The 25,926-nt window shown below is 57.9% G+C and carries 36 protein-coding genes and 1 pseudogene; 1 reads left to right on the forward strand and 36 read right to left on the reverse strand.

The features are described from left to right. Positions 1-427: pseudogene (locus tag F6X61_RS02255) on the forward strand (valine--tRNA ligase); the annotation flags it as partial. 441 nt (positions 428-868) lie between these two features. Here the strand turns inward: F6X61_RS02255 and F6X61_RS02260 are convergent. The 36 genes from F6X61_RS02260 to F6X61_RS02435 all read right to left on the reverse strand — a co-directional run bounded on the left by F6X61_RS02260 (position 869) and on the right by F6X61_RS02435 (position 25,806). Further along, a complete protein-coding gene (locus tag F6X61_RS02260; protein ID WP_153785184.1) occupies positions 869-1,657 on the reverse strand; it encodes a hypothetical protein in 789 nt (262 codons plus the stop codon). 485 nt (positions 1,658-2,142) lie between these two features. Further along, on the reverse strand, positions 2,143-2,346 hold the full coding sequence (locus F6X61_RS02265) for a hypothetical protein (RefSeq protein ID WP_153785185.1): 204 nt from the start codon (positions 2,344-2,346) through the stop codon (positions 2,143-2,145). 193 nt (positions 2,347-2,539) lie between these two features. After that, a complete protein-coding gene (locus F6X61_RS02270; RefSeq protein ID WP_153785186.1) occupies positions 2,540-2,773 on the reverse strand; it encodes a hypothetical protein in 234 nt (77 codons plus the stop codon). A gap of 28 nt (positions 2,774-2,801) precedes the next feature. Further along, the gene (locus F6X61_RS26885; RefSeq protein ID WP_178125741.1) at positions 2,802-3,353 is read right to left on the reverse strand and encodes a hypothetical protein; all 552 of its coding nucleotides are present in this window, start codon (positions 3,351-3,353) and stop codon (positions 2,802-2,804) included. Positions 3,354-3,449: 96 nt separating this feature from the next. Then, positions 3,450-3,752, reverse strand: coding sequence for a hypothetical protein (locus tag F6X61_RS02280; protein WP_153785187.1), 303 nt, complete (start codon positions 3,750-3,752; stop codon positions 3,450-3,452). A 57-nt stretch (positions 3,753-3,809) separates the two neighbouring features. Next, positions 3,810-4,139 (reverse strand): hypothetical protein, encoded by a 330-nt coding sequence (locus F6X61_RS02285; RefSeq protein WP_153785188.1) that lies wholly within the window; start codon positions 4,137-4,139, stop codon positions 3,810-3,812. Between the two features lie 16 nt (positions 4,140-4,155). Continuing rightward, positions 4,156-4,485 (reverse strand): hypothetical protein, encoded by a 330-nt coding sequence (locus F6X61_RS02290; RefSeq protein ID WP_153785189.1) that lies wholly within the window; start codon positions 4,483-4,485, stop codon positions 4,156-4,158. A gap of 137 nt (positions 4,486-4,622) precedes the next feature. Then, a complete protein-coding gene (locus F6X61_RS02295; RefSeq protein WP_153785190.1) occupies positions 4,623-5,303 on the reverse strand; it encodes an ATPase, T2SS/T4P/T4SS family in 681 nt (226 codons plus the stop codon). Positions 5,304-5,533: 230 nt separating this feature from the next. After that, positions 5,534-5,878, reverse strand: coding sequence for a hypothetical protein (locus F6X61_RS02300; RefSeq protein WP_153785191.1), 345 nt, complete (start codon positions 5,876-5,878; stop codon positions 5,534-5,536). 1,070 nt (positions 5,879-6,948) lie between these two features. Next, complete coding sequence (locus F6X61_RS02305) at positions 6,949-7,179, reverse strand: hypothetical protein (protein WP_153785192.1); 231 nt, start codon at positions 7,177-7,179, stop codon at positions 6,949-6,951. A 16-nt stretch (positions 7,180-7,195) separates the two neighbouring features. Further along, positions 7,196-7,534 carry a hypothetical protein gene (locus tag F6X61_RS02310; protein ID WP_153785193.1) on the reverse strand — a complete coding sequence of 113 codons (339 nt, stop codon included), beginning with the start codon at positions 7,532-7,534 and terminating at the stop codon, positions 7,196-7,198. A 13-nt stretch (positions 7,535-7,547) separates the two neighbouring features. Further along, positions 7,548-8,240 (reverse strand): hypothetical protein, encoded by a 693-nt coding sequence (locus tag F6X61_RS02315; protein WP_153785194.1) that lies wholly within the window; start codon positions 8,238-8,240, stop codon positions 7,548-7,550. A 223-nt stretch (positions 8,241-8,463) separates the two neighbouring features. Continuing rightward, complete coding sequence (locus F6X61_RS02320) at positions 8,464-8,697, reverse strand: hypothetical protein (protein ID WP_153785195.1); 234 nt, start codon at positions 8,695-8,697, stop codon at positions 8,464-8,466. Between the two features lie 36 nt (positions 8,698-8,733). Beyond that, positions 8,734-8,961, reverse strand: coding sequence for a hypothetical protein (locus F6X61_RS02325; RefSeq protein WP_153785196.1), 228 nt, complete (start codon positions 8,959-8,961; stop codon positions 8,734-8,736). Between the two features lie 89 nt (positions 8,962-9,050). Next, entirely contained in the window at positions 9,051-9,263 is a 213-nt protein-coding gene (locus F6X61_RS02330; protein ID WP_153785197.1) for a hypothetical protein, read from the reverse strand. Between the two features lie 73 nt (positions 9,264-9,336). Beyond that, positions 9,337-9,561, reverse strand: coding sequence for a hypothetical protein (locus F6X61_RS02335; RefSeq protein ID WP_153785198.1), 225 nt, complete (start codon positions 9,559-9,561; stop codon positions 9,337-9,339). A gap of 84 nt (positions 9,562-9,645) precedes the next feature. After that, on the reverse strand, positions 9,646-9,864 hold the full coding sequence (locus F6X61_RS02340) for a hypothetical protein (protein WP_153785199.1): 219 nt from the start codon (positions 9,862-9,864) through the stop codon (positions 9,646-9,648). Between the two features lie 101 nt (positions 9,865-9,965). Then, the gene (locus F6X61_RS02345) at positions 9,966-10,190 is read right to left on the reverse strand and encodes a hypothetical protein (RefSeq protein WP_153785200.1); all 225 of its coding nucleotides are present in this window, start codon (positions 10,188-10,190) and stop codon (positions 9,966-9,968) included. A 16-nt stretch (positions 10,191-10,206) separates the two neighbouring features. Continuing rightward, the gene (locus F6X61_RS02350; protein WP_153785201.1) at positions 10,207-10,491 is read right to left on the reverse strand and encodes a hypothetical protein; all 285 of its coding nucleotides are present in this window, start codon (positions 10,489-10,491) and stop codon (positions 10,207-10,209) included. Between the two features lie 94 nt (positions 10,492-10,585). After that, positions 10,586-11,146 carry a hypothetical protein gene (locus F6X61_RS02355; RefSeq protein ID WP_153785202.1) on the reverse strand — a complete coding sequence of 187 codons (561 nt, stop codon included), beginning with the start codon at positions 11,144-11,146 and terminating at the stop codon, positions 10,586-10,588. Between the two features lie 99 nt (positions 11,147-11,245). Beyond that, on the reverse strand, positions 11,246-11,431 hold the full coding sequence (locus tag F6X61_RS02360) for a hypothetical protein (protein ID WP_153785203.1): 186 nt from the start codon (positions 11,429-11,431) through the stop codon (positions 11,246-11,248). Between the two features lie 11 nt (positions 11,432-11,442). After that, positions 11,443-11,691 carry an Arc family DNA-binding protein gene (locus tag F6X61_RS02365; RefSeq protein ID WP_178125742.1) on the reverse strand — a complete coding sequence of 83 codons (249 nt, stop codon included), beginning with the start codon at positions 11,689-11,691 and terminating at the stop codon, positions 11,443-11,445. A gap of 121 nt (positions 11,692-11,812) precedes the next feature. Next, positions 11,813-12,469 carry an adenylosuccinate synthase gene (locus F6X61_RS02370; protein ID WP_153785205.1) on the reverse strand — a complete coding sequence of 219 codons (657 nt, stop codon included), beginning with the start codon at positions 12,467-12,469 and terminating at the stop codon, positions 11,813-11,815. Positions 12,470-12,504: 35 nt separating this feature from the next. Further along, positions 12,505-12,645, reverse strand: coding sequence for a hypothetical protein (locus F6X61_RS02375; protein ID WP_153785206.1), 141 nt, complete (start codon positions 12,643-12,645; stop codon positions 12,505-12,507). 285 nt (positions 12,646-12,930) lie between these two features. After that, the gene (locus F6X61_RS02380; RefSeq protein WP_153785207.1) at positions 12,931-13,086 is read right to left on the reverse strand and encodes a hypothetical protein; all 156 of its coding nucleotides are present in this window, start codon (positions 13,084-13,086) and stop codon (positions 12,931-12,933) included. 46 nt (positions 13,087-13,132) lie between these two features. After that, on the reverse strand, positions 13,133-13,408 hold the full coding sequence (locus F6X61_RS02385; RefSeq protein ID WP_153785208.1) for a helix-turn-helix domain-containing protein: 276 nt from the start codon (positions 13,406-13,408) through the stop codon (positions 13,133-13,135). 68 nt (positions 13,409-13,476) lie between these two features. After that, positions 13,477-13,854: a tyrosine-type recombinase/integrase gene (locus F6X61_RS27170; protein WP_256671269.1), complete on the reverse strand. Its 378-nt coding sequence runs from the start codon at positions 13,852-13,854 to the stop codon at positions 13,477-13,479. 437 nt (positions 13,855-14,291) lie between these two features. Continuing rightward, entirely contained in the window at positions 14,292-14,687 is a 396-nt protein-coding gene (locus F6X61_RS02395) for a glyoxalase superfamily protein (RefSeq protein ID WP_153785210.1), read from the reverse strand. A 201-nt stretch (positions 14,688-14,888) separates the two neighbouring features. Further along, positions 14,889-15,125, reverse strand: a complete 237-nt coding sequence (locus F6X61_RS02400; protein WP_153785211.1) for a hypothetical protein — start codon at positions 15,123-15,125, stop codon at positions 14,889-14,891. Between the two features lie 14 nt (positions 15,126-15,139). Continuing rightward, on the reverse strand, positions 15,140-15,379 hold the full coding sequence (locus F6X61_RS02405) for a hypothetical protein (RefSeq protein WP_153785212.1): 240 nt from the start codon (positions 15,377-15,379) through the stop codon (positions 15,140-15,142). 327 nt (positions 15,380-15,706) lie between these two features. Continuing rightward, positions 15,707-16,450, reverse strand: coding sequence for a hypothetical protein (locus F6X61_RS02410; RefSeq protein ID WP_153785213.1), 744 nt, complete (start codon positions 16,448-16,450; stop codon positions 15,707-15,709). 19 nt (positions 16,451-16,469) lie between these two features. Further along, complete coding sequence (locus F6X61_RS02415) at positions 16,470-16,841, reverse strand: histone-like nucleoid-structuring protein, MvaT/MvaU family (protein ID WP_153785214.1); 372 nt, start codon at positions 16,839-16,841, stop codon at positions 16,470-16,472. Beyond that, positions 16,838-18,988 carry an ATP-dependent helicase gene (locus F6X61_RS02420; RefSeq protein ID WP_153785215.1) on the reverse strand — a complete coding sequence of 717 codons (2,151 nt, stop codon included), beginning with the start codon at positions 18,986-18,988 and terminating at the stop codon, positions 16,838-16,840. The genes F6X61_RS02415 and F6X61_RS02420 overlap by 4 nt, the downstream gene beginning before the upstream one ends. 33 nt (positions 18,989-19,021) lie before the next feature. Then, positions 19,022-19,288 carry a hypothetical protein gene (locus F6X61_RS02425; protein WP_153785216.1) on the reverse strand — a complete coding sequence of 89 codons (267 nt, stop codon included), beginning with the start codon at positions 19,286-19,288 and terminating at the stop codon, positions 19,022-19,024. 12 nt (positions 19,289-19,300) lie between these two features. Next, entirely contained in the window at positions 19,301-19,813 is a 513-nt protein-coding gene (locus F6X61_RS02430) for a DotD/TraH family lipoprotein (protein ID WP_153785217.1), read from the reverse strand. Positions 19,814-19,920: 107 nt separating this feature from the next. After that, positions 19,921-25,806, reverse strand: coding sequence for an N-6 DNA methylase (locus F6X61_RS02435; RefSeq protein ID WP_178125743.1), 5,886 nt, complete (start codon positions 25,804-25,806; stop codon positions 19,921-19,923). Positions 25,807-25,926: the final 120 nt, after the last annotated feature.

Consider the following 25,926-nt stretch of genomic DNA (forward strand, 5'->3'; position numbering starts at 1 on the left):
CCGCGCCGAGATGAACATCGGCCCGGGCAAGCCGCTGCCGCTGTTCCTGAAGAACGCCAACGCCGACGACCAGCGCCGCCTGCAGGAAAACGAAGCCCTGCTGAAGAAACTGGCCAAGGTCGAGTCGTTCACCGTGCTGGGCGAGCAGGACGAAGCACCGCTGTCGGCCACCGCGCTGGTGGGTGACCTGCAAGTGCTGGTGCCGATGGCCGGCCTGATCGACAAGGACGCAGAACTCGCACGCCTGAACAAGGAAATCCAGCGCCTGCAGGGCGAAGTCCAGCGCGTGGGTGGCAAGCTGTCCAACGCCGCCTTCGTCGACAAGGCCCCGCCTGCGGTGATCGAGAAAGAACGCGCCAAGCTGGCCGAGTCGGAGCAGGCCCTGGCCAACTTCACCGAACAGCATGCGCGGATTGCTGCGCTGTAGGCCCGATCGTCCTACTCAGCACAAACAGTCGCACCCAGCCACATCGGGTGCGAGGCTTTGTCATCCCCCAGCCTCAGCAGAATAGAAAAAGCCCGCACCAGAGGCGGGCTTTGACTGCAGCGCCAGCGGCTAGCCTGGGTATTCCTCGTCCTCATCGTTGAGGCCCGAAATCATCCGGCTGGCTTCCGATATGGAGGCTGCGTTGCCTATGTGCTCGACACAGTTGCTGTCGGTGTACAGATCGTAAGATCCACCACAGGATGGAACCGAAACGGCAACCTCCCCAGTTTTAAAGTGATGAGCAATCTGCACGGAAATCTCCTAGCTGGCCAATGATGATCCGCTCATGCAAGAACGAGCAGATCTTTATTATAGTTCCTTTTAACGGAACATAAAAGAGTGCCATCCTTCCCGCTTGCTACAAGCAGCCACCGTCATCTTTTATCGCGGGAGCAGCACGCTGGTGTACGCGATGAGGGCCTCGAACTGCTCTTTGGCAAGCGCACAGAACAAGCCGTACGCTTCCACCGCCAGAGCATGCTGTTCAGATGTCTGCTCGATCACTGTGGCGATTGAAATCGCCTCCCTGGACCCTATCGACCAGCTTCGCTGCCCACTACCCCTCTCTTTCACTACCACCGATGCCGTTAAGCCAAGACCAATATTTCGCGGGTGGCCATGTTCGTGCTGGTTTCGGAAATCATCGGTCAGGTCATGTATCGGGCCATGACCCAGTCTTTCACTCAGCAGCGGCGCCAAGGTCTTCCAACTCGCCCAGGGCTGCCCAATCCTGGAAGCAACCTTCATGGTTAAATGGCCAGTTCCATCCCACTGCAGGGACGTATTGGCGCGGTGGAGCAGATTATTGGCATGGCTGCACCCGACTGCTGCTGCATGGATTATTCTCCCCCGAATGGCTTGAGGCCCGTTCAAGGCAAGCGTGGCGAACGGGCGGATATGCTCTACCAGTATGGATAGGCGGTCTTCGTCCCCGCAGCCGTCATAGACATGGCCCCACGCTTCGAGTGTGAGTATCCAGCGCCTGAAGTCGTTGATCGAGTTGAACAGTTCACGCAAGAAGTCGGAAGCGCTTTCCACGAACGGGATCATCGCGCCGGTCATGGTGCGCCCGCCTGATAAATGCGTTGATTGGACGATCGGCAGAGGACTGTGCTTTTGGTAATGGGTGCGGAATTGAGCGTAGAGCTCGACGGCGCGAAGATCGTCCATGGTCGACTTCCAATCAAGTTGTTGATAAACCCGCGTTGCTCGACCCAACCAAGCGTGCGGAGAGACCGTCAAGTCGCGGATCAACGTCAGACCCCAACTTGCCAGAGTTGCGAGGCCTGCGCACGGGTTTCACGACTAATGAACTTGCGCGCCTGGTCGTCCTGCAACACAAAGCCGCGGACCGCCATGCTGGCCAGCCACGGCGTCTTGTGCTCCTTAGGCGTAGTGTCGGACTCAGAAAAAAATACAAAAGTGCCCCGCTCCTACTGTCAAAGTCCCAGTCAAGGGCCGTAGTGTGCAGCGAACTCTTCCCAGATCATGCAGCGGCAAGCCGTTGCGCGGGTCGTGTGGGGTGTCACTCATGGGGCTGACCTCGATCTTGATGGGTGGGGGTTCAGTTCTTGCGCGGGGCCACTTTCAGCTGCAACTCGCTCCAGGCGTCATCGGCATCCCAGATCACCTGCAGCAGCGCGTCGTCCTCGACCTTACTGCCCAGCACCTGCCAGCTGCAGGCCTGACACCTCAAAGCGGTCTTCCTCGGCCGGCGCCCCGCCATTGGCCCACAGGTAGGCATAGCTGGCCTGGCGAAAACGGTTCAAGGCAGCCAGGTCGGGGCCGGCCAGGGTCAGGGTGACGGGCTCGGTCAACAGCGCCGGGGCGCGCTTAGCGGGGGCGGGGGTCGCGGTCATGGGTGGGGCTCCTTGCGAATAATGAGGGTGGGGGTTCAGGCGTTATGGGTAACTGGCGCCGGACATGCCGCCACTTGTCATCAGCCGCCGCCCAGGCGAAGGTTTTCGGATTGCCTTCACACCACCGGCATAGCGCGATCATCTTCACGCTTTTCGAACTGCTCTGATTTGGCCGGGGCATGGCGGCGATTTCCTACCGCTGGTTGAACATGTCAGCTTGTGTGTTCGCAGGATCTGCCTTCGGCGCATTCAGCGGCTGGCCCAACTGCCGGCGCACCTCGGCCAGCCATGCCTTGTACGGGGTGTTCTCTCGCTCGCCCCATGGGTATGCCTCGGTCAACGCTTTGCGCAGCGCCTTCATGTCGCTCCGTCCCACGCGGCGAATTACTTCTGCGACGACCGGCGCCGCTGCATCTGCCCAAGACATGGCCACCTCCCTGATTACCCTTGTCGATTCAGCTCAATGCCATACTGGCGATTGCATCACGCGACATGCTGTTTATTTCAGCATGAGCCACGCGCACAGACGCATCGAGCCAGAGGGGGAAAAACTCCTCAAATGTGAAGTCGATGACTTCACCATCCACTGGCGTATTGGGGCCACCCATATCCAGGAACTGGGACGTATCACCTACTCGGCACAAGTCGTACTCATTCTCCTGCTCAAACCACATCAAGAAGGCACGCTCAGGGCCAGTCTCAACGGTGATTTCGTACACGTCGTAATCCGGGCCGGAGTGGAAATTTTCAGGGTCATCACTGGTTTCAACACTTTCCACGAGCCTGATGACCGCGCTAACGTACCTATCAGGTTTCTCCGGATTTCGATATGGAGTCCAGTGAACATTCCAATCGTTAGCGTCTGGATTGAATTCGACGGCTTTCATTCCGTCCTTGGAAACCAGTCCATGCTTCAAAAACACCTCTTCCACCTCCTGCCCTGGGCTACTGGCTGTAACCTCGTCTATCCATTTGTCGCCCTGGTAAACGTCCCAAAAATGCGCCATTGAGTTACTCCAGATTCCACGGGTCGAAAGTACCCTGTTTTACGGCCTCGGCCCTACGTTTGACGGCTGGGCTTGTGGTGCACCTGGGCGTTTTCCTTATCTTGCTGTGTCGACCCCAAGGTGCTTACAAAGAGCATCCAGTTTTGTATTCAGGCCCTGTACCCCTGGCACTTCACTGGAGGGAGCTTCTTTTCGAGTATGGGACAAGCCTTTGGCTATCTCTCGGTAAAAGAAGAGCACCCCGAAGATAGAGACAGTCACCATCGCCGCCAAACCAACCCCTAGCCACCAGTCGATATCGAAGGCCTTGGGTAAGGTCATGCCGCCGCAGGTCGACAAGACCGTTAAAAGAACCAATAGGCTAAGGGGGTTGTACCCTTCAGTTTCTGAAGATTTCATCGCAATTTTCCTGTTGCGTTGTGTTAAGCGCCGGCATGCAACAGCCGGGCGTTTTCCTTAAATCTTTCTCAGCTCGGCAGCATAGGCGCGCAGCACCTCGCCACGAAGGTTGCGATCAAGCTTCACGAGCACCAGTGTGAAGCCGTAGAAGCCCCCATCCGGGGCTGGCACGATCTCGACTCCTGGGAAGTTGGACACAAACTCCATGAAGCCAACCTCAAACTCATCAGCGCCCTTGGCAGCACGAAGCAGGGTAAGGTCGTCAGTCGCGGCTACCTGCTCAAGAGCGTTGGCCATGCCATCACGCCACATTCGGCGGTCGTCACCGCCAGGCATCAAACTTACAAGCAACTCGGTCAGCGACTCAGGTGTTTGCTCAGTGGACATGCGTTGTTTTCCGGGATCAGTTGGTCGAAGACCAAGACCTGGTTTGGCCTCGGAAAGGAACCTCCAGATCCTTGCCGATGATCTGCTCCGATTTCACCTGGTTGATAGGAGGATTACCGATGACTCGCCCGGCCACTTGCCCAAGCAGTTCAAGCGTTCCGTGATTCACGACGTTGCGGGCCACTTGCCCGTGAACTACTGCCTTGCCTCCTGCCTCGATGATCAGTCCACCGGCCAGCTGGCCACGGGCGATCAATACGCCGCCTGATTTCACGTAGGTTGTGCCGGTGATCTGCCCGGACGTTTGCTGATGGTCGGTCACAATCAAATCGCCTTTATGTTGCATGAAAGATCCTCGATACGGAGCTGCGGAGAATCCGTCTCTCTCTACGCCCTTAGCCCAGCGCATGGCTGGGCTTGTGGGGTACAGCGTTTTCCTTTAACTGAGAACGAGCGGCGTAACGCCGCTCGATGCGCCTTTTGCTATCGTCTCGCAGTGATCGCCATCACCTGACCATTTTCAAGCAAGCGCTCCAGCAACAGCTCCCCCATGCCCTGCGCTTTCAACAAAGCCCGGAGCCGATCTACAGGCGATTTTGCATGGAGCGTCACAATCACTTTGGCACCGTCCAATACCATCGCGACAACCTCGAACGCAGCGTATGGATCTCGGAGTTCATCCACCACTACCAGCGACTCGGTAATCTGACCAGAACGGAGGATAGATTCCGCTCCAGGGATGTAGCGTGCGGACACTCGTTCGGGATAGGGAAACTCCTTGAGCCCGACATGCAAGATATCGGTGGGCTTGTCAGCATCTTGCTGTGCTATCAAATCTTCAACGATTACCCGCACAGTCGATGTTTTGCCTTGCCCCGTAACGCCCCAAACGACGATCAGCGCACCCGAGCTGCTGGACGGAGCCAGCATCTGGTGAACACTGAGATTCGACACTTCGTGTGCACCAATTTTGCCTACATCTTGTGTGCTCGATGGCTTGAAGGATGCACAGGCAGCGTCCCAAGTAGGGTAGTTTTCTTCCCTGGCCACAAGCTCAAGAGCTTGCGAGTGGGTCACAGAGACGCGGAACATACCTTCTACAGCGTTGCGCAGGTTTTTAGCGCGGACCTTAAGAGCTTCTGAAGTCATTTTGCTGGTTTCCATGTTGAGCCAGGTTGACGCATTGCGTTGTCGGAGTCCTCGTTCTCGATGCCTGGCAATGGTTGCCAACAAGCTTCGTCTATTCCCACATTCACCATACCGTTTCCGGCGAGGACGACAGGCTGTGGGCTGCCGTGTTGAAATGCTATTTGGGATGGCCTACCCATCCCGAATAGCACTTTTGCTCTAGGCCCCTCACCGGGGCCAGCGCATGTTTCATGGGCGACGTTTTCCTATTGGTCGCGTTTGCAGTCAAGGTAGGCCCGATAAACCTCCTGGTAACGGTGGTGTCCGAGCGTCGAGCTGTAGTGAGGACCCTGCTCATCCTTGACGATCATGCGCTCTTTATTGACCCCCGCTAGGCGATATTCCACGCCAAACTGGCGGCTCATCATCGACGCGGTTTCCTGCGTTTCTTGCAGGCCTTCTACAAGCTTGAACGCCTCCTGCTCATCACTGGCCCATCCCACGCACCCGCCCAGGGTGACGGAAGCCGGAATGTAGTTCACGCCGAAAACTGGAAAATGGCTGGTGTCCGATGATGCCATGATTGCTTCGATTTCAGCCGTGACGCTCATTGGTCGTTATCCCTTAACTGCTTAGCTTCTGGCTGGGGTTGGAGTTCTTGGCCGTATCCGCCAGGTCGTGCAGCTAGCGCATCTACCAAGGGCTCGGATCACTGCTCATCAGCGCTGCGCAGTGGACTACCTTGCAGACCCTCGCGCTTTAAGTAGTCCAGCGCTTTCGCCGGGAGGTCGCTATCTGGCGCTGCCCCGCTGAGTCGATAGGCTAGTTGTCGAACTAGAGCCGACAAATTTTCTATCACCGATTTGTGTGCTTCATCGTATTGTGGCCGGATCACGTACATGGCGTGACACCCGCTGCAATCCACCCAGTAGGCCTTCTCGTAGTCTGCGTGGGGTGCAACTGGGAATACGCCCCCCGGCATCGCCATGCCCCAGTTTGCTGCCTTGTACTCGCAGCGGTGGCCACACCTAGGACATGGCACAGTAATGCTCGCAGTCCGAGGAGAAACCACAAGTGCCACTTCTGCTCGTACTGATGACGGGTGTTGAACCTCAAAGCGATGCTGACAACGCAAGCACTCATACAGGTGCACATCCTCCGGCAGCTTCTGACAGCCTTCTGGCTGCTCAGTTACCCGCCGACCGACCGCACCGGGGGCACACGCCGGATTGGTGCAGAACCCTTTCAGGTGTTGGCTGTGGTTCTCAGTAATACCTGTGATTCGATCCAGTTTCATACGTCACCTCTTTTAGCTGGCGCGAATAACGCCCCGCTTCTACGACCTCAACCCCTTTTGATTCCAGGGCTGGGAGTGCAATTGATCGAAAATTATCTGGGTCTGGCGACTGGCGGCATGACCCCAGCTAGCCAACCACCGCGTGCGGCAAGAAGCTTGCTGCTTGGTGGGCGCCGGCGATTTAGTTCGGTTGTGCAGATTTACTCTGCAGTGCTTGGGTTCATTTCGGTTGGGACAGGCTGGCCAGCTGGTGCACGCAATGGCAGATCGTAATCGTCGATTCATTCCTCGACATGTGAGGCGCGAAAGCCGCGCCCTGGTGCCTCGAAAGCCCGCACTGGGCGGGCTAGGGAGCGGCGGCGATTTCCTTGGTAACGGCGTGGATCACGCCTGGGCTTCTTCCAGGGCTTCCACTGCCTGCTCAACGGCGTCGATAGCCGTACTCATTTGTCCGGCGGCCAGCTCCATCGCCTGGCCGCGCTCGGTTTGCTGCAAACCTTCGCTCAGGTTGTCGAAGCCTTCCTGTTCTTCCTCTTGCAGCTGCTCGATGCGCTCACGCAGATCCTGCAATTGCGTGGTGATTTCGGCCAGTTCCTTGCGGCGGGCGTTATTCATCGATCCTTTCCCTTTACTAAGCGCCGTCGGCCACGGGGACCAGGCGAAACTCAATCATCTCCGACGATACCTTACTGCCGAAATACAGACGCCCGAAGGTGTAGCCGAGCGTCGCTTCTGGCGGCACCACCAGCGGCCCGCCCTCTGGCGACTTGTCCGCGAACCCGTGCTGCCTCCTGATATTGCTCCCCGAAGGCAGTTGTATCGTCACAAACCGCCACCCAACCAGCGCCGGACATGCCACGACCTCGTTATCAGTCGCCTCCCAGGCGAAGGTTTTCGGGTTGCGCTCGAACCACCGGCATAGCGCGGTCATCTTCACGCTTTTCGAACTGGTATGACTTGGCCGGGACATGGCGGCGTTTTCCTTACCAACCGGCGTAGTGGGTAACCAGGTGGCCCCAGTCGGACAAAGCCGAATGGTCGCGCAGGATGTTCAACGCCTCGGCCGCATGTATCTTCGTTGGGCAGCCTCCAGTCAGGAACATCTTGTCTTTTCCCTGGCGGTACAGGTGCATGACGGTCAGCGTCATTACTTGTTGGAGAGGTGTCATAGAGCGATAGGCCTTGCGCATGGCTTTGAGGGCATCTGGAACCGCACTCCAATCACCAGCCCAGGCATAGCCGCGTGGACGCAAGCTGTAGTGATCCCCGTTGCTCGGGCGCACCTGGTTGTGCCGCTCGAAGCACCCATGTAGCTGGTACTTGTCAACGATGCTCCAAACCGCATGCCCGAAGATCTTCGCTCGCGCATCGGAGCCATTGAAAGAAGGCAGTGGCGCACCACAGACGATGGCCAGGGCCGCGTACTCTGCATAATCCATGCACGGGATCTTGTCGACCAGATCAACCAGGGCATAGCTCGGAAACCGTCCAGCAGCAAACGTAGGGTTCACAGCTGCATATGCGGCCAGAGCTGCCGGCTGCTGGGAATGGTGAATGTAGGCCTCACTAGCCGTTTGCACGTCAGTCAATGACCACACGCCTTCCGCGGCTTGATGCACTCCAAAACCGGTCAACAGTTCCTGCGCATTTGCGGCATAGTGTGCTGCTGTAACCATGACTCATCCTCTGAATTAGGTTCTTCTACTGGCTTAGCCCGCGACTGGGCGGGCTGTAGGAGCGGCAGCGATTTCCTAAGTAATCCGTCTTGCATCAATGTGGGCGCCCAGTTCGACATAGATTGGGGACCACATCAGCTACAACTGGCGTCCTGACAGCGGTGAGGCGGGGGCCTCGATTCAACAGAAACTCACTTACGCGCACCCCGTGGGCACGGAGCCATTACGGCGCCGGCGGCACCTCGCCCGCCACCTGGGCGGCCAGCGCGGCCTGCTGCAGCTCCCAGGTGTGATGCCCCTGGCCGAGCAGGCAATACTGGCAGTCGCGGAACATCCCGTTCGGGGTGGGCTTCCAGCGCGTCAGGCCCTTCTTGCCGCAGCGCGGGCACAGGCCGCGCTTGGGCTTGGGTATGCCGAACTGCTGGCCTTTGCGGCCGGTGCGATAGCCACGATCCATGGGCGTGTTCCTCGTTAGCGGCGGGTGGGGGTTCGGTTACTCGGGCAGGGCTGCACAGTGCGGGCACAGGTGGATGTTGCGGCCAGGCAAGCGGCGCAGCTTCCAGCCGTTCGCCTTGGCCACTTCCCAAGCGCCCGCAGCGGCACCCTTGGTGCTGTCCCAATAGGTTTCGCCCTGCTCGATGAAATCGAGCCCTACAGAGGATTTGCAGCCACTTCCGCCGGGGCCGTTGCAGAAAATGTCAGCTTGCCAAACAACGCTCATGGGTGGGGCTCCTTGCGGGGGTTGAGGCCGGCACGCGCCGCGACGGCGGCGGGTGGGGCTTGTTGCGTAGAAAAAGGGTGGGGGTTCGGTTACGCGATGGCTTGGCGCGTCAGGACATGCACGGAGGTGGCCAGGTTCTTTTCCGCCTGCTGCAGCTCGGCCTTAGCCTGCTTGGCCTCGGCGCTGCTCAGATCCCGCCGGGCATACGCCAGGCGGGCGGCCCGGTACGCATTGAGCGCGGCCAGGTCAATGCCTGACAGGGTAATGGTGACCGGATCGGTCAGGGGCGTGGCAGCGGTCATGGGTGGGGCTCCTTGCGAATGTGAGGGGGTGGGTTCTAGTGCCTCGGCCCAGCGCGGGGGCTGGGATTGGGCTTCAATAGTCGGTCCAGGGATACACATCACCCTGCGCGTCACGAAGAAGTTCATACACGTGCTGAGCGCTCACTTGCTCATCGGCCCCGGCGAAATAAACGCCGTTCTCGCATTTGACCCAGGTGTCACCCACTACCCACAACACGCAATCAGGTATGGCCCACACCGCCTGCATTATTGGGGCAAGCATCAGCGGGTGAGTGTCATAGGGTTCAGGGATAGCCATCGCCGTTTTCCGTGTCTGTGACTGTCGGCAATCGACTCTGTGAATCGACTCCCGACAGGCCCCGCGAATTGCAGGGCATGCCGATTACTTCTGCTGCAACTGGTGGTTGAGTTGCTGCTGTTGGAACGTCAGTTGGGCCTTCTGGTACTCCTGGGACTTCAGCTGATTCTCCTGGATCTGCGTCAGCGTCACGTTGATGGCTGCGAGCTGCGCGTTCTGCTGCTCAATCTGCGCCGGGGTGGCACAGCCACTCAACGACAGCAAAGCCACCACTGCAGCGGCCAAGGTGATACGGGTTTTCATGATAGGTCGTTCCTTCGATGCGCCCGGCCTATCCGGTGCGCCTCTACGGCCTCGGCCCAGCGCGGGGGCTGGGCTTGGGCGTACCTGGGCGTTTTCCTGGATCAGTTGTTATCTCGTTGAAGCTCACGAATCGTGATGTTCAACAGCTTGCCGACATTCAGATTTTGGGTTCCGACTGCCGCGCTGAGGGCAACGACCGCCGCGTCCAAATCCCCAGTTTCCACCAGTTCCCTTGCTTGCTGCTCGATCTGCTCTGCCCTGCTGCGCAAATCACTTGCCAGCTCAAGCATTACGGCGGCAATCCGCTCAGGGTTCAATTTCGCCATGGTCGCGGTTTCCGTGCTACTGCGACTGCTTGAGGAAGACGTGAGTGCTGGCTTGGGCAACGATGTTTTTGGCAGATGCTGTCATGCCCTGGACACGCTCCCACTGGGCCTGGTCGAAGTTCGATGGTGAGGTCACAACGCAATGCCCAGCATTGGCCAAATCGAGGGTTGCAACATCGCCCTTCGGAGCAAGCTCGATCTGCACCTGACAATTCGACAGGATCGCTTCTGGGGCTGCTGGTGACATCCCCAACAGGTCTTTGGTATTGGCTGTAACCATCACCACATTTTCATTGCTCATGCAGTTCATTCCTTAGCATGTGAAGCGCGAAAGCCGCGCCCTGGTACTGCAAAAGGCCCAGTCAAGGGCCGTGGGATGCAGCGGGTTTTCCGTGCTATTCAGGTTTGTGGGACTGCACCTCGACCGAAGCCAGAGATACAAGCGAACCAATGGAGGACTGCCGTTCGTATGCCGCCTTGGCGGCTCGAAGCTCGACAGCTGCCTTGCTCAAATCTAGAGCGCTTGCACTGAGCATTACGTCGATAGCCCGGCTTAGGCGTAGCCACGCAGCAGTAATTTCTGGCCTATGGGAAAGGTTTTCGGCAGGCCGCTCGACAATGCCGCCTTTGTCCGCTGCTCGTTCGGCCAAATCCAGGCGCATGATCAGCTCAGTGTTTAAGGGACATCCGCTTTCGTTAGCAGCGGCCTGGAGGCGCTCTTTGAGCGCTTCCGGCATGCGAACCCCGTATGGGTGACGGCTGAGCGGTTCTTCTACTCCACCGGTCACTGTAACGATGGGGTTCTCGCTCAGGCTGCGCTCAAGCAAGAGATTGATATGCGCGTTGAGCGAGCGGTTCCCACGCTCCGCCTGAACCTCCAAGCGCAGGCGCAAAGACGGAGGAAGGCGCAAAGAAAACGGATTTTGCCGCCCTATGCCCTGGAGTTTGTTCGCCATCGTTGTCCTGCTCGATCCTGGGGAGCGAAAAGCATCCCTCTCTATGTCCTCGGCCCCAGCAAGGGCCGGGGCTTGGGGTGTGCCTGGTCGCTTTCCGTGCTATTCGGCGTTGCTTGGGATAACGCCAGCGCGCTCGGCGCTGACCAACCGCTCTTGCTCAGCAACGATGAGCTCATCTTTTTCATCCTGGCCCAAGGCACCCCACTGATTGAACTCATCAGCCTCAGCGTTCCAGCGGTTCTCGGCACTCTGAGCAATGCTCGTATCAGGCGCATCTACTTTCATGTTGCTTTCCCTCAACTTTCGGCTTTCACGCCAAGGTGACGGCACAGCGCTTCAACTTTGGAGTCCAGAGCCAGCAACGCAGGCAAGGTCGAAGCCTCCTGCTTGATGGCACCCTCATTTCCCGATTCAAAGCTTTGTTTGAGCCGCGCATTGATTTCTGCTGTCAAGCTGCGCCCGTTTGCAGCTGCTGCCGCTGCAATCATTTCTTTGAGGGCTACGCTGTCAAATCGGTGGTTGTGCTGCGGGTCGGTGCGTGCCATTTCAACTCCTGCTCGATCCTGGGGAGCAAAAAGCATCCCTCTCTACTGACTCGGCCCCGGCCTTTGACGGCCAGGGCTTGGGGTGCAACTGAGCGATTTCATTTAGTTTTCCTTGAATTGTTCAAACACTCGCCGGGGTCACCCGGCGTGGTGTGGCTTTGGGTATCTCTCCGCTGAGGTCAATCCCACTACGCTGCATCTTCAAGGCTCTGATTTCATCAGCCTGCGCGTTGCAGATAGTGACCAATCGCGCTTGCTCACGCTGGGCGGCGTTGATTGAGTTCTTCACTTTGTCTGGATCGTCGATCCTGGCCATGACCCTGATCAGCAGCCACGTTTCACGCTCGGCATTCCGGGCGTGCTGCCAAGCCGCAGCGACAGCATCAAACGTCCCGCTGTTGTTAGACAGAGCGACTGGGCCAAGCACTGCCTTTACCCTGCCGCGAGCATTGACCCATAGTAGCCCCCAACGCGCAGGAACCTCATGGGGCTGAATCAAACCCTCGGGACACATGAAGTACCGGTAAACACCCATCCCTGCACCCTCAGCGCGGTGCGGCTTCTTGGCATCAGCCAGGAAATCAGCACGGGAAACCTTCACCTCGACCACTACCGTCTCAGTCACTCGACTGGCGGCGCGGTAGCCGATAGCGTCTGGCATTTCACCACCCCAGCCGGATCGGCACTCTGACAAAGCGACGTGGCAGCCATGTCCGCGCTGACTGTTCGGGCGAACAAGCCATTTTTTGGCGACTTCACAAAGCTCTGCGTGGTTCATGGCTGTCGTTTTCCTTTGGGGCAGGCGATCTGCCTTTAAGCTGCTCGGGCGGTCGCGATAAAGGCCTCACGGTCTTCGCGATAGAGCTGAGCAACACGGGGCAAACCCTCACGCATCGCACGCAGAGCGAAACGGTTAGCGGTGCGGGCTTGCTGGATCAAATCTGGCTTGGGCATGGTGTTTTCCTTCACTGATCCAATTTGCGGCGTGCTGCCTTTCGGCGCTCAGCCTTTGCCAGCTTTTCAGCCTCGTCACGACCAGCTGCCTCTACCTGATACACCTCGCAACGGGCGAAGTCAGGGTCGTCAGGATTACCACCTGTGCTCCAGCTCCCATCAGGGAAGCGAACTACTGTCCATTTCGTTGTCATTGCTCTTCCTCGATCCTGGGCGTGCAAACCGCGCCCCACTACCGCCGCGGCCCCGGCTTGGCCAGGGCTTGGGGTGCTGCTGAGCGCTTTCCTATGCCTGGGCAGCGCGTGCTTGCTGCATGTACTCGTCCCGACGCTTGCAGGCATCAGCGGCCCATTCCAGCGTGCGCTTAGTACCGCTCAAGCGATAGCCGATGGCCTGTTGATTCAGGTTCCTTGCGCGTTGAACGTATTCGTTCTTGCTCATGACTGATTCCCCGATCTGTAAGTGTTGCTCTTGACGCCATATTAGGTCAGCCCATCTGACCTTGCAAGAGCTTTTTTATCCCTGTCCTTTTGACCACCGGCCCCCAATCCACAAGCCTGTACTCGGCCCCTTCTTTCTCCACCTGGACGCCCAGTTGCTCACGTAGGCGTGGAACATCGTCGAGGATGGTTTGCTTGTGGTGGCCAGTCTCTGCGGCCAAGGCATTTAGCGTCGGTCGCTCAAGCTCAGCCATAGCTAGCGCGAGGCGCAGCAGGCGGCGAACATCCCCACGGGGGAACTGCTGCTTTGAATCATCAGCCATACGGCCAAACTCCAGAATCGTGATAATCGCTTCCCATTATGGTCAGTTGTGCTGACCTTTGGAAGTGCCTAAAGCGCAATCTCAAATGCGCGACGCAAGGTCTCCTGATCGACGCTCAGATAAGGCTTGCTGTGATCGAGGTGCTGGTGTCCCAGAATGGTCTGCACTGTCTCCACGTCGCCGGTCGCGGCAAGCACCCTGGCAGCCAGCGAGCGGCGCCCACTGTGCGAGCTGCCCAGCTTGATGCCGGCCTGCCTGTAGAGCCTGCTTATCGTCTGCTGGAGCGCGTCACAGGCTCGGTACACCTCGGGGCCGCTCTCCAGCTCGCGGTGTTTGAAGGCCAGCTCGAAAGCCTGACCTTTGTGCGTCATCACCAGGCGCGAATCGGGCCGCAGGCCTCGATACTCAACCTCGGAGCTGACGCCCCATCCGCGTCGCAGGCGCACGGCTATCCACTGCTCGATACTGGCGAGACACTTCGGCTGGGTCAGGTAGATGTTGCGCAGCCCTTCGTAATCTCGGCCCGTAGGTAGACCTCTGGCCTGATCGCCCCGCTGGGGTAGAGCACGTCACCCACCTCCAGCAGAGCCAACTCGGTCACGCGAATGCCCGTTGTGTGAGTGATCCAGAGCAGCATCACGTCACGCTCAGGCATGCGGCCAGTTACGGAAGCAACTCGGATCAGGTGACGGAACTGGTGAGGGCGAAGGGATGCAGCGCGGCGGGTAGTCATGGGGGCTCTCTGTCAGGATTAGACGGGGGTCGAGATCGATCCTGAGAGAGTTGGCGGCGGGCCTCCTGATCAGCATACCAGCAGGCCCGGCGCGGTGTTCACGGAAAGTTGCGGGACGCCGCTTAAACGCAACCGCGCATCGCCTGCGCCTCAGTACACCCTGTTTCCATCGCAAAGGACTGGGCTGAATGACACGTTGATGCCAACTCGTTCTACCTGGGCCGCAAGCGCTTGGGCAACACGTACCAATTCCACGCTGAGGCCCTGCTCCAGTTGAAAACGGATAGCCTGCGGCGCCATACGCAGCAACGCTTGTAGGTCACGCTCCAAAAGATCGGCTGTACTGCTCTGGGTCACTTCCAGCAGCAATGCGGTTTCGATAACAGGTGCCCGGCTCAACGCGGAATGCGCCGTGTTCCAATCGCGGTAGCCATGTAAGGCCGCGACGGCTTCAAGGCTCTGGCTATGCGTTAGAGGCATGTTGTGGCGGGTAAGGTGGTTGCGCAGGCGCTTGGCTTGCGCCTTGAGGCTTTCAAGAGTGCTCATGATGTGTTCTCAGATTTCCGGCATCGCATCGCGTGTCGTCCCTCCATTGCGACCTGCCGGTGAGAATCACCATTAGGATGTGAACCTTGCTTTCACCATGCCAAATGGCGGAGGGGGCAGGCAGCAAGTTGCCTGCTCAAAGACTATTGCCGTCCTCGGTGATTATCAAGGCAAAAGATCACGGAAAATCAGACGGCCCCGCTACTCTGCTTCGGCCTGCCTTACCAGCTCGGCCAGGCGCTGCGACAACTCGATAGTGCACCGGGCGTAGTTCGTGTAGGCGTCTGTTTGCTCGGCTCTCAGTTGATCGAAGGTGTAGGCACTGACCCGATCACCGGCCAAGCTCAACTTGTAATCGGCTTTCTCCAGAACCTGGCGAGCGCCTTCCACCGCGACCATCACCATTCTGAGCGGTGCAGCATCAATCATTAGCGACATGGCGAAGCCCTCAATCAACCGTAGGGATGCTCCGCCTGGTAGATCAGCGCCTCGACCAGCTTCGTCAGGTTGTACGCCTTATCTTCCACGGTGCGCAGGGCCTGCTGGGTTCGCTCCGCCATCTGGTCGGCGTCCTTATGCTCGCCGCGAAGGAATGCAGCGTCGGCCGATTGCGACGATAGGACCACGAATGCAGCAGCAATCTGCCAAGCCTCCAGGGCGGGCTTCAACTTTTCGGCATCGATCATGATCATGGCGACGTCCTCGATTTTGAAGGGAGGGATTCAAGTCTAGTGCGACCGTGAACGTCTCGCTGAACTACAAGCCAAAGGTCAGGGGGAGCAGGTCACTGAGGGCGCCCCCCGAAGAGAGCAGCATCCTGCATCGCGAGGTGCTGCATCTGGCTTGGGTTTACAACCAGTGTGGCCAGCCACCAATGCATGGCAAGAGCCAACCCGCCAATCAGTGACCCACTGAGGTACAAGAGCACAAACAAGCCCAGCGACAGATCCTGCACGCCCAAGGCAACGTGTGGTTCGTTGGCGCCGGCCGCTCTTCCGTTTGAGCGTTCACAGTCAGTTTCACACCAGCTGCTCGATTCGTTGTGATTTCGCAGTCACGATAGAGACCCGCCACTCCACCAGCTCGTCTTCATCAACGTAGGCTGGGAATGCGTTCATCAGCTGACGCTCAACCTCAAAGCAGCTGTGCTCAAGGTCGCCCTTGTTCGACGCCTGACGGACCTTATCCAGGGCGTCCTGCAGCGACATCAAGGCGTCAGCCCGCGCATGAATCACGTCATCGCGCATGCAACGGCTAACCACCCCGCTGGCGCTCTTGGCTTCGGTACGGCTTGCGCCGGCGCTATCGGCGTCACGAATTTCTTGGACCAACCGCTGCACTGTGTCCGCATCGATCACGTCGATTACTTTGAGCATGAGCAGCATGCCGTCCACACGATTCAGCGCGTCCACACGAGCGGCATGGGTGTATGCATTTCGCAGCGGGGTCATAGCCACACGCAACTTGCTCACCGCCTTGCTGAATAGAGAGTCCTCATTGGGAGCATCTGCGGCAGCTTGACGGGCAAATTGTTGCCCGTCTTCGGTAATCCAGTGCTTCCAAGCAGCGCCAGCGTCGCGACCTCCAGAATTGTCGCGGTCACGGAAGCCTTCCTCGTACCCATCCTTGTAAGCCGCTTCGAGGGCGACCCCAAAATTACTTTGTTCCATCGTACCTCCGCGCTCATCATAGTGAGCAGTTTCTGCCTGAACGCCGACGCCAGCGCCAGCCAATAAAAAACCCACCGATGGTGGGTTATACATGCTTTCTTCTGGCCGGCGATTACTTCTGCAGCCAGCCTTCGACGACATCGGAGCCGTACTCTTCTTTCCACGCTTTAAGGCCGCGGTGGTTGCCACCCTTGGTCTCGATGACTTCGTCGTTGTGCGGGTTTTTGTAGATTTTCACTTGGCGCGGCTTGCGCTGCTGGCGCGCATCGGCTTGCTGTGGTTTCGCGCGAGACGATGCCGACTCTGGGTCCAGCATGGCGATGATGTCACGCAGCGACTTGCCGTTTTCGGCCATCAGCTCGCGCAGCTTCTGTTCGAACTCACGCTCCCTGGCGAAGTTCGGGTCTTCCTTGATTTTTGCCATCCGCGCCTGCAGGGCTTTGATCTGGTCTTCGCAGCTTTGGTACTCGTGGACGAGGTTCATGCAGGTAATTCCTTGTGATGAATTTTCGGAACCTGGAAACCATGTCCAAGCTCGCGCAGGTACTGATTGAGCAACTCAGGTGAGGACGCTTTCAACGTCTCGCGGCCCTTGCTGCCAGCGAGAATAGCAGGAAGCGCTTGGCTCAATAGCAAATTGCTTTCGTAGAGAAACTGACTAGCTCTGCCAGGATCTTTAGAGAACGGTATTACATCATCACAGTTACCACCTTTACAAGCCCTTAGCCAAGGATCCAATTTGGGGTCTCGAGGAGCGATCAAATTCAACTCTTTGATGCAGCGCGTCATACCGACATAGAATAGGCGGCGTTCATCCGCTAGATGCTCAATGATCTGCCACTCTGGTAACGACCTCGGTACGATCGGGAACTTTCCTTGCGACAAACTTGGCATGATTACACATGGATACTCCATGCCTTTAGACCTGTGAAGACTCAAAATCTGAATCGCCGTTGTGTCCTTCTGGGACCTTTCAGACACCGTTAAGAGGTCGCGAATATGATCCATTAACTGGGGCAGCGTACGCCCTTTGGCGTTGAGTTTTACATAAGCCCTGAAGGCCTCAATCAACTCCAGTATCTGGTCTGCCTCTTCTGGCTTATCAACTTCACTTTCAATCCTGTTCTTGATGTCCAGGAAGTACATCAACTCGTCGAGCAACGCATCAGGCCTAGGGAATTTACCGCTTTTCCCAATCAGGCGGAGCTTCGACCACAGCTTAGATCGGCGTGCAAGTCGATCAATCGCTGACTGATACTGCGAGTCGATGTGGTCGGATATGAAGCGAGAGAAGCCCTCCCCTCCCTCAGGGTGCTGCAGAATCAGCTTGGCGAGATTCCAGGTTCGCTCCCACCCTAGGAGCAGATTTGGGACGTTGATGATCTTCTGTATTTCCTTGATCGAGCCCGCGTCCGGTTCGCCACTGTAGGGGTGCTCCGCGATTTGACCGGCCGCGAGTTGCATCCACCCGATCAGCGATGCCACCCATTTGTTGGCAAGCACCGAGGCTTCATCACCGCCCCCCTCCAAACGGAACGGAATCCCGCGCTCCAGCAGGTAGAACTGGGTATCGGCCGAGTGGGAGTACGCTCGCACCAGGATGGCGATGTCTGAAAGCTGGCCCCCTTGCTTAATCCAACGGTTGATCACCTGGATTATGCGCGGCTCTCCGTTGACGACCTCATACTCAAGATTGAGCTTCGTCTGAGGCGCCTTTTCACCAGAGATACACAGCTTCTCTGCGCGATCATCGTTGCCTGAAATCACGTAGTTTGCAGCGCACGAAATCACGTGCCCGTAGCGCCAGGTCTTGTTCAGCTTGTAGATCTTCCCGCCTGGGAAGTCGTTGTGGAAATCTCGAAGGATGTAGGAGGCTTTGGCTCCGCGCCAGCCGTAGATCGTTTGGTCGTCATCCCCGACCGCCATCACGACTGCTGAAACGCCGGCGTTGAACCGAATCAGGACCTGCTGGCTCTCAGAGATGTCCTGGTACTCGTCCAGGATGATGTGGGCATAGCGAGATTCGATGTATTTGGCCGCGGCAGGGTTATTGAGCAGAACCTGTACCGGGTCATAGATCAGGTCGGAGAAGAGCCGAACCTTCTTGCTGCGCCGATCGTTCTCGAATTGATGGAACCAGTGCACAAACCAGTCGTATCGCGCAGGCCATTGGCCTTTCCGCCATACTTCAGCTGGTGGCAACAAGTCGCTTTTTACGCGATCGACGAAGCCCAGGAAATCTCGCGCGACAAGGCGAGGATAACGGTGGCCATGCTCCTTGCATGCCGATGCGATCGACTCAGCAGCGAAGCGATTTGCCATATTTACATCGGCGATGAGCTCCCAGCTCTCCATGAAGCCACCTTGCACCAACCGCTTGGTGGTCAGCGTCCCCAGCCGGTGGAATGTCACTGATTCGGGTGCATTTCGCTTACCGCAGCGCCTCTGCAACTTGCCCGTCATTTCCTTGGCTGCAGAGTCGTTGAACATCACCGCAATGATATGAGCAGGATCAAATCGAAACCCCTCGATCAGATAACCGATGCGCTCCACCATGGTTGTGGACTTGCCTGACCCTGCCACGGCGAGAACTACGGCGTGCTGTGTCGGTGGGTGGTTGACCACCAGCATTTGCTGTTCTGAAAGCGGCAAATCAAAGCCGTCCTATCGTTTCGGGCAGATGGCCAAGAAGGCTGGCCGCTTCTTTTTCTTCATGTCATTCAGCTGCTTCAGCGGGCCTTCGCACTCAACGAGGTCCTTGCCTGTTTCGCCAAGGCAGAGGTTCGCATTGCACGAGTCAATCTGCTCCTTCGTCAGGTCTTTCGGAGACAACGATCCCCCGCCCCCACCACCTTCACCATCGTCCGCATAGGCGCCCTGGGCCGCCAGTAAGCAGGCGAATACTACGCCTGCGAAGTTCATACGCTTCATCGACATGCCTCGTTACTTGAAGGGCCGAGCGCCCTTCGCCGACTTGTAAGTGATGATGATCTGGCGCAGGGACGAGTTGACCCGGACATCAGCCGTCTCACCGACCTGGTAGCCGGCATCGGCGATCCAAAGGATTGGCGCCCTCCGCTGTTCGGTGAAGGTAACCAGTAGCGGAATACCTGGCCTGGACCCGACGATCACTGGCTCTGGCCAACCCACCGCGCTGGCGATGCTCTTGATGAAAATTTCGAGCTCGCCGTTGAAGCCTTGTTCGAGCAGCAAAGGCGCTCGCATCTCAGGTGAGACCTTGGAGAGGTCAACCTTCAATTCTTGGGTGACGCGATTTCGCTGGTTGCGCACCGACTGGGCGAGTGATGCTTGCTCGGATGCCCTGGCCACACGTTGCGCGGCATCGTTGAGGGTTTGCACCGCGGGGTCGGACTCGCTCATGAGCGGTCGCTGCGGCTGTGTGGCGCACCCGGCCAGCACGCCGGCCATGGCGAGGAAGATCAGCGTTTTTTTCATTGCCCACCAACATGATTTAATAATATTACACGTTGCAAACGATACCCGATTGCTCGCCCTATGTCATGGCAATGAGGCCCTTCGTAAGGGCCTCATTGTATGGTCGCTTATCCCATTCGAAGGGATGGGCTATGTTGCGACGGCGCTACTGGCTCTGAACTCAACAAGTCTTCAATTGCCGGCTCATTCTCGAAACCATGCGCCAGCAATGCAGTATCCCCATTCTTGGCGATTTCGAGCTCCAACGAGGCCAGTTGCATCTCGGCCCTCATCTCTTCACGGATCCGCTCCAGACGCTCAATGAACGGGTCGCTCTCCATGAGGCTATTGAAGTCTTGCTTGGCGAACCAGAGATCCAACTCTTTCTGGGTCGCTTTAAGTTGATCAAGCTCGCCCTGGCGTGGCCAATCCTGCTGGAGGGAAGCGTCTTTTACCAGTTCAAGCTGACCTTCAAGCCTGCTGACTTCAGCATTGAGCTTGTTGGCGTGGTAACTCGCGTCATAGAACTCTCGCACCGATGCGCCCATGCTCTGCGGGCTTTTGGACAGCCGCCATTTCTGCGGCAGCAGGTCTCCGTCGAGGAGGCCCTGTACGAATGGCTCTCGCAGTAGGTCCATGGTGAGCACGAGTTCGATGCCGCCAATAGCCATGCCCAATTTTTCGTAGCCGCTGTTGTGCTTCATCAGGCGTGCATGGGCAACCGTCGACCGCATCAGCAAGGCCTCCCCTGTTTCAGTAGCACGGAGTAGGCTGCATGCTCCTTCGAGATGGTGCCTACTGACTGCCCCCTGCAACTCGACGAATTTGATAGGGGTCTTCGGCAGTGCTGCATGCGCTTTCTGCATCGCCGCGGCGGTACGGCTTACGCTTGCAATCTGATCACGGAGGTTTCTCGCAGCGCTCACTTTACTGAACAAGTCGCTCTGCCAGGCCCTCAACCGGCGCTCCATTTTGTTCACGCGGTCATCGACTTCAACCTTCTCCCGAATCTTGGGATTGCCGGTGGTCACTGCCATGACCTCGGCATAGCCCATGTCGAGATCTTCGCTGACCTCACGGCCGGCGGTAGTGGGGTCGCCCAGGGCCTTGGCGATGAACGTTGCCTTGCGCTGGTTACCGCCCCACATGAACAGGTCGAAAGAATCCTTTGTGGTGTACCGGAACTCCTCGACCTCCTCGAAGAACTTGTTGCCCTGACGGCGGATCCGGCCATTGCGCTGCTCGATGTCGTTCGGCCGCCAAGGGCAGTCGACATGGTGAAGAGCGCACAAGCGCTCCTGCACGTTCATGCCGGCGCCCATTTTCTCCGTAGAGCCGATCAGCACCCTGATATCCCCCCTGTTCACCTGGTCGTAGATCGCCATCTTCTCCGCGTCGTTTTTCGCGTCGTGGATAAAGGCGATCTGGTTTGCAGGGACGCCAGCTTCGACCAGCTGCCTTTTCAAATCTTCGTATGTCGAGAATGAGCCGTCTTTTTTCGGGGTACCAAGATCCATGAATACGAGCTGTGTGCCCTTTACGTCGGCATGCTGCTCCCAGCGCTGCAGAACGTTAGCCTTCACATGCTCCAACTTGATACTGGAGTCGGCCGGCAAGATTTCACTGACCAACCGCAAGTCAAGTGCCGCCTTACGGCCAGCAGTCGAGATGGAAAGCATGTTGTCTTGGTGCGGTTTCACAGATCCATTACGGACTTGGGTAGCCCGTATGGCGAGGTGCTTCATGAAGTCCTTCTGGGCGTCGGTCTGATCAACAGCGACCACCTCAACGTTCACTTTCGGTACCGGAAGGTTGAGGTCAGAGGGGTTTTTGACATCCGCGAAGGTACGGAACAGCTTGATCATCTCTGGCAGGTTCACAAACTTCGCGAAGCGCTCGTTGACCTTGAAGCCCCCGCCTTCAGGCAATGGCTCGAGCGCGGTGACAACCTCGCCGAAGCGCTTGGCCCACTCGTCGAAGTTGTAGATGCCGCTTTCTTCGAGGTACTCGGGACGAAGGATCTTCATGTGCACGTACAGCTCGCACATGGTGTTCGCCAACGGGGTTCCCGTGAAGCCATTCAGGCCCACGCTTCGCCCGTGGACGCTACGCAGATAGTGGCCCAGCATGTCCAAGTTGGAGGCTCTCTGGGAGCCCCCGCGCGTTACTCCCAGCACGTCCATGTTGGACGCGATAGTGAGGTTCTTGTAGTAGTGCCATTCGTCGACGTTGAGCGAGTCGATGCCCAAGCGATCCATGGTCAGAACGTCACCTTTGCGCTCCGCATCTTCGAAGTCCTTGATCACGTTCGCAAGTTTCGAACGCTGAGTCTTCAACTCAGCCTCGAGCTGTCGCTTCGCTCTGCCGGCCGCAGTCGCCACCTTCGATTCCAACAGATCAATCCGCTTCCGGTACTCGGAAATCTGAATATTCAGGGGGGCCTGAATACGGTTCATCATGCTGTGAGTGAAGATCACTAGATCCCAATCATTGTTTCGGACGCGTGCGAGGAAGCGCTGGCGAGCGTTCCCCCTGAGGTCCTCGCCCATGATCTGCAGGATCCGAGCGCCTGGGTACATCTGCTTGGCGTCGCGGGTCATTTGTCCGAGCAAGTTATTTGGTACGACGATTGCCGGCTTGTTGCACACACCGATCTGCTTGAGCTTCATCGCCAGCGCGATTTCTTCAAACGTCTTTCCCGCACCGACGCAATGAGCCGCCATGGAGTTACCCATCATGCCCAGGGCGACAGCATCCTTTTGGTGGGCGCGCGGCTTCCAGGTTGGAGACAGCCCAGGGAAGGTGAGCCGCGACCCATCGATTTTGGGCAGAGCGATCGCGTTGCAGTTTTCGTTGTAGAGGTTGGCGTACCTGAGCATGCGATCTTCATCGCGCGTAATCCAGGATCGGAACGCCCCTTCAAGGTCATCCTGCTTACTACGGGAGGCTAGTGTTCGTTCGTCACTGACGACTTTTCGCCCTTCAAGATCATCGTCATAGTGAGTCGGACGCTGGGCGTTGAGTTGCATCTCCAGCAGCTTCTCGAATGCGCAATCTTTCGTGCCATGCAGCGCGGTTCGCTGGGTCACCAAGTCGCTCTTGAACGCATTCGACACTTCCACAGTCCATGAGCCCAACTCAGGGAGGTAGGTTACGCTCAAGTCCCGCGGAGAAAACTCTCGATCGAATAAGCTGCTTACGAAGGCCTCGATGTCTGGCGCTGGAATCCACCCCACACCGAGCTTGAAGCTGATGTCTTCGAACGGAATTGGGTCAGGCTGAGCTTCTAGGAGTTTTTCGACGTTTACCTGGAGCTCTGGCATCGTCAAAACCGCTTGTTCGGCCTCACGGAGCTTTTTCACCACGTTGCCGCTGAGATACTGGTTGTGCGGGTCGTACTCTTCAGTCACCGGGTTGAAGAATACGAGCGAGCCGACCAACTGCCCCTTCAGCTCATCAACAGAGCGGCCAGAAGCCTCGGACATGAACTCAAAGTCGACACGCCCACGCATGTCGATCGAGTGGAAGTACGCATCCTCTGCAGACTCGATCGCCGCCGGCGTGGCTCCACCCACGACGCGTTTTGTGAAGGTGTCGGAGAGTGTCAGGATCTCGTCTTTGTCGTCATCCCAGATTTCGAGCGCGCACACCTCAGCGGAGCCGGCATCATCACCGTAAACACGAAGGTTGCTCCCAGTGTTCACAGGGCCATGGATGTCCACAAAGGCTTGATAGGCAGCCTTGGTGACGGACTGCTGGTGAGCCAGCTCCGCGTCAGTACCGCTTACCTGGGCATCAATGAGCGCTCGGCAAGCGTCTCGCAGCGGGATGTAGTCAAGCATTACCCCTAGTCGCTTACCCTTCAGTTTGCTTTCAGCGACGATGTGGTCGTAGCCGTTGATCACGCCCTGTCCATCGAAGGAAGGAACGACATCCACGATTTCAACCAGCTTGTTGTCGGCGTCGAGGATGTGGTCACCAACAAATCTCCCCTCTTGATAGGGAATGAGCGGATTGTCGCCCCAATCGTCTGCCTGTACAGCCACGCTTTCGGTGCTCGAAGCCTTCTCCCACTCCGACCGGTACCCAATGCCCTCTGGCACGGTGGCTTCGATGCGCTGGTTCACCATAACCCGCAGCGCCTCGAGCCGGTTGTACGTCTGCTGCTTATCCAGCGTATCGTCGATGAGGCTAAGCTTTGGCCCAAACGCACTAGACGCCATAACGTACTGCCCGAGCACGTTTTCTGGGTTCTGCAGGAAGTACCGGTTCACGGTGTCCGAGCTATGCGGATCCTCGACCAGCTCGCCACTATCAAGGTCGAGCGTTACCCGTGCAACTTCGGAATAGTCGGCGTCGGGCAATGTGCCAGGTGGGCGTTTCTGCAGGAACAGAATGTCGGTGTCGACCGATGCGCCCAGATGGGAAAACGCTTGCTGAGGCAGTCGAATCGCCGACACAAGGTTCGCTCGGGAGAAAATTTCCTCGCGAACTTTCTGGTCGGACTTGTCCAGGGTGCCTGATGAGGTGATGACAGCCATCAGGCCGCCAGCCTTCAGCTGGTCGAGGCTACGAATTATGAAATAGTCATGGACGTGGTAAACGTCGCCGTAGCGAGAGTCGTGAACCTTGCTAGAGCCGAAAGGCACGTTACCTACGACAAGGTCAAAATTGTTTGCGAGCACTGCCTGCTCATACTTGCCATTGATGAACGTGGCGTCAGGAGCGACCGCGCGTGCGAGACGCACTGCGATGGGATCCGAGTCGATACCCACCAACGTAGAATGTGATTGCACCTTGCTAGGCGCGCCCGCAAAAAAGGCGCCACTGCCGCAACCTGCATCCAGGACTTTGGCCGAATAGTCGAAACCGGCTCGCTCCAGGCCGCGCCACATCGCGTCGATCAGCTGAGGCGGCGAATAGAACGACTCGAGACGGTTCTCCAGATAAGTGCGCTGGAACTCTTTTCCGGTCATCTGCAGGCTGGTGGCAATTTTCTGCCCAGCCTTGTTCTCAAAGGGCTTTCGGCTGTCCACCTTCAGCTTATCGCCGTACCTCCCCCACCCTGCGAAGGACACGAGCGAGCGTAGGCCCATTTCATACACCGGCTCGCCCCGTTCAACCCCCTCCAAGACACTGAATGCCGTCTCGCCGTTGAGCTGCATATCCATTGCATCGAGCATGTGCTGCATCGTCGCGCCACGCCAAATACGGTCAATCGCATGAGCCGGCTGGTCATCGTCCGCCAGATCGAGGGGGGCTGGTTCCGCCGGAACCTTACTGGTGGTGGCTGGTTCAGCAGCCGCTGTTACCACCACGGGCTCTTGCGGGGAATTTTGCGCTGTACCTGGCGCGCCGCTCTGCTCGGATGCAAGGGATTGCTCTGGCTCACCTATCGGGCTCGGCTGCGGTGCATCGCCGGCGACCCTCACGTCCTCGCGCTCCTCATTGTCAGCGGAGGCGCTTGCGGCGCGCAGAGCAGCTAACTCATCGAGCCCTGTCCGGATCTCTGCCGAGAACTCGTCCACGCCCGCCTCAAGATGGTCAGACGCGATCAGGTGTTCTTGGCTTTCGTCCGCGAATGTGGCGTAGAAATCGATGCTGCGCCCCGCCAAACGTGCGATAACGCGATCACCGCCGCGCTCAAACGCTACCCCGCCGTCTACCAGGTCGAGATCAACAGCGGCAGGTGATAGAACAAAACCGAGCCCCTCCAGTCCGCCAGCAAGGTGGCCCGCAGACAGCACCCGCTTGGCCAGTGCAGCAGAAGCTCGCACGTCCGCTTGCGAGCCGTGGTCAAAAAGATCGGTCAGTGCAAAGTCGGCATGCGCCATCTGGCTGACCAGGTACCGGATGGCATGCTGGTCAAGGCCCAGGGAGGCCAATGTGTTCTCGAACGGGGATGCCGCTGGGGAAGCATCTTCATCGTCTGCAAATACGATCGGTGCTGCCGCTGGCTGCTCAGCTGCTAAAGCGTTTTCCAGCGGGTCTGCAGCAGAGGCGTCATCGATCATTCCCCCCGCATAGGCTGCTGAGACCTCATCGATCGTCGAAGTTGAAACTTTTCGAGGTGACGACTTGCGGGCCACCTCCGCCCCGCCGACCGCTAACGCTGTTTCCTGCTCTAACGAAGT

Origin of the sequence: Pseudomonas sp. EMN2, assembly GCF_009650555.1 — a bacterium.
GTDB classification, from domain to species: domain Bacteria; phylum Pseudomonadota; class Gammaproteobacteria; order Pseudomonadales; family Pseudomonadaceae; genus Aquipseudomonas; species Aquipseudomonas sichuanensis.

Excerpts from the sequence above, each read along its gene's own strand:
- F6X61_RS02335 (WP_153785198.1), bottom strand. The coding sequence starts at position 9,561 with ATGGCTATCCCTGAACCCTATGACACTCACCCGCTGATGCTTGCCCCA.
- F6X61_RS02425 (WP_153785216.1), bottom strand. The coding sequence starts at position 19,288 with ATGAAGCGTATGAACTTCGCAGGCGTAGTATTCGCCTGCTTACTGGCG.
- F6X61_RS02295 (WP_153785190.1), bottom strand. The coding sequence starts at position 5,303 with ATGGAAACCAGCAAAATGACTTCAGAAGCTCTTAAGGTCCGCGCTAAA.
- F6X61_RS02430 (WP_153785217.1), bottom strand. The coding sequence starts at position 19,813 with ATGAAAAAAACGCTGATCTTCCTCGCCATGGCCGGCGTGCTGGCCGGG.
- F6X61_RS02315 (WP_153785194.1), bottom strand. The coding sequence starts at position 8,240 with ATGGTTACAGCAGCACACTATGCCGCAAATGCGCAGGAACTGTTGACC.
- F6X61_RS02340 (WP_153785199.1), bottom strand. The coding sequence starts at position 9,864 with ATGAAAACCCGTATCACCTTGGCCGCTGCAGTGGTGGCTTTGCTGTCG.
- F6X61_RS02265 (WP_153785185.1), bottom strand. The coding sequence starts at position 2,346 with ATGACCGCGACCCCCGCCCCCGCTAAGCGCGCCCCGGCGCTGTTGACC.
- F6X61_RS26885 (WP_178125741.1), bottom strand. The coding sequence starts at position 3,353 with ATGGCGCATTTTTGGGACGTTTACCAGGGCGACAAATGGATAGACGAG.
- F6X61_RS02370 (WP_153785205.1), bottom strand. The coding sequence starts at position 12,469 with ATGAACCACGCAGAGCTTTGTGAAGTCGCCAAAAAATGGCTTGTTCGC.
- F6X61_RS02330 (WP_153785197.1), bottom strand. The coding sequence starts at position 9,263 with ATGACCGCTGCCACGCCCCTGACCGATCCGGTCACCATTACCCTGTCA.
- F6X61_RS02395 (WP_153785210.1), bottom strand. The coding sequence starts at position 14,687 with ATGAGCACTCTTGAAAGCCTCAAGGCGCAAGCCAAGCGCCTGCGCAAC.
- F6X61_RS02305 (WP_153785192.1), bottom strand. The coding sequence starts at position 7,179 with ATGAATAACGCCCGCCGCAAGGAACTGGCCGAAATCACCACGCAATTG.
- F6X61_RS02310 (WP_153785193.1), bottom strand. The coding sequence starts at position 7,534 with ATGTCCCGGCCAAGTCATACCAGTTCGAAAAGCGTGAAGATGACCGCG.
- F6X61_RS02280 (WP_153785187.1), bottom strand. The coding sequence starts at position 3,752 with ATGAAATCTTCAGAAACTGAAGGGTACAACCCCCTTAGCCTATTGGTT.
- F6X61_RS02325 (WP_153785196.1), bottom strand. The coding sequence starts at position 8,961 with ATGAGCGTTGTTTGGCAAGCTGACATTTTCTGCAACGGCCCCGGCGGA.
- F6X61_RS02400 (WP_153785211.1), bottom strand. The coding sequence starts at position 15,125 with ATGTCGCTAATGATTGATGCTGCACCGCTCAGAATGGTGATGGTCGCG.
- F6X61_RS02415 (WP_153785214.1), bottom strand. The coding sequence starts at position 16,841 with ATGAACCTCGTCCACGAGTACCAAAGCTGCGAAGACCAGATCAAAGCC.
- F6X61_RS02380 (WP_153785207.1), bottom strand. The coding sequence starts at position 13,086 with ATGAGCAAGAACGAATACGTTCAACGCGCAAGGAACCTGAATCAACAG.
- F6X61_RS02350 (WP_153785201.1), bottom strand. The coding sequence starts at position 10,491 with ATGAGCAATGAAAATGTGGTGATGGTTACAGCCAATACCAAAGACCTG.
- F6X61_RS02435 (WP_178125743.1), bottom strand. The coding sequence starts at position 25,806 with ATGATCGATGACGCCTCTGCTGCAGACCCGCTGGAAAACGCTTTAGCA.
- F6X61_RS02345 (WP_153785200.1), bottom strand. The coding sequence starts at position 10,190 with ATGGCGAAATTGAACCCTGAGCGGATTGCCGCCGTAATGCTTGAGCTG.
- F6X61_RS02260 (WP_153785184.1), bottom strand. The coding sequence starts at position 1,657 with ATGGACGATCTTCGCGCCGTCGAGCTCTACGCTCAATTCCGCACCCAT.
- F6X61_RS02290 (WP_153785189.1), bottom strand. The coding sequence starts at position 4,485 with ATGCAACATAAAGGCGATTTGATTGTGACCGACCATCAGCAAACGTCC.
- F6X61_RS02405 (WP_153785212.1), bottom strand. The coding sequence starts at position 15,379 with ATGATCATGATCGATGCCGAAAAGTTGAAGCCCGCCCTGGAGGCTTGG.
- F6X61_RS02285 (WP_153785188.1), bottom strand. The coding sequence starts at position 4,139 with ATGTCCACTGAGCAAACACCTGAGTCGCTGACCGAGTTGCTTGTAAGT.
- F6X61_RS02365 (WP_178125742.1), bottom strand. The coding sequence starts at position 11,691 with ATGGCACGCACCGACCCGCAGCACAACCACCGATTTGACAGCGTAGCC.
- F6X61_RS02320 (WP_153785195.1), bottom strand. The coding sequence starts at position 8,697 with ATGGATCGTGGCTATCGCACCGGCCGCAAAGGCCAGCAGTTCGGCATA.
- F6X61_RS02360 (WP_153785203.1), bottom strand. The coding sequence starts at position 11,431 with ATGAAAGTAGATGCGCCTGATACGAGCATTGCTCAGAGTGCCGAGAAC.
- F6X61_RS02410 (WP_153785213.1), bottom strand. The coding sequence starts at position 16,450 with ATGTATAACCCACCATCGGTGGGTTTTTTATTGGCTGGCGCTGGCGTC.
- F6X61_RS02420 (WP_153785215.1), bottom strand. The coding sequence starts at position 18,988 with ATGCTGGTGGTCAACCACCCACCGACACAGCACGCCGTAGTTCTCGCC.
- F6X61_RS02385 (WP_153785208.1), bottom strand. The coding sequence starts at position 13,408 with ATGGCTGATGATTCAAAGCAGCAGTTCCCCCGTGGGGATGTTCGCCGC.
- F6X61_RS02355 (WP_153785202.1), bottom strand. The coding sequence starts at position 11,146 with ATGGCGAACAAACTCCAGGGCATAGGGCGGCAAAATCCGTTTTCTTTG.
- F6X61_RS02375 (WP_153785206.1), bottom strand. The coding sequence starts at position 12,645 with ATGCCCAAGCCAGATTTGATCCAGCAAGCCCGCACCGCTAACCGTTTC.
- F6X61_RS02300 (WP_153785191.1), bottom strand. The coding sequence starts at position 5,878 with ATGAGCGTCACGGCTGAAATCGAAGCAATCATGGCATCATCGGACACC.
- F6X61_RS02270 (WP_153785186.1), bottom strand. The coding sequence starts at position 2,773 with ATGTCTTGGGCAGATGCAGCGGCGCCGGTCGTCGCAGAAGTAATTCGC.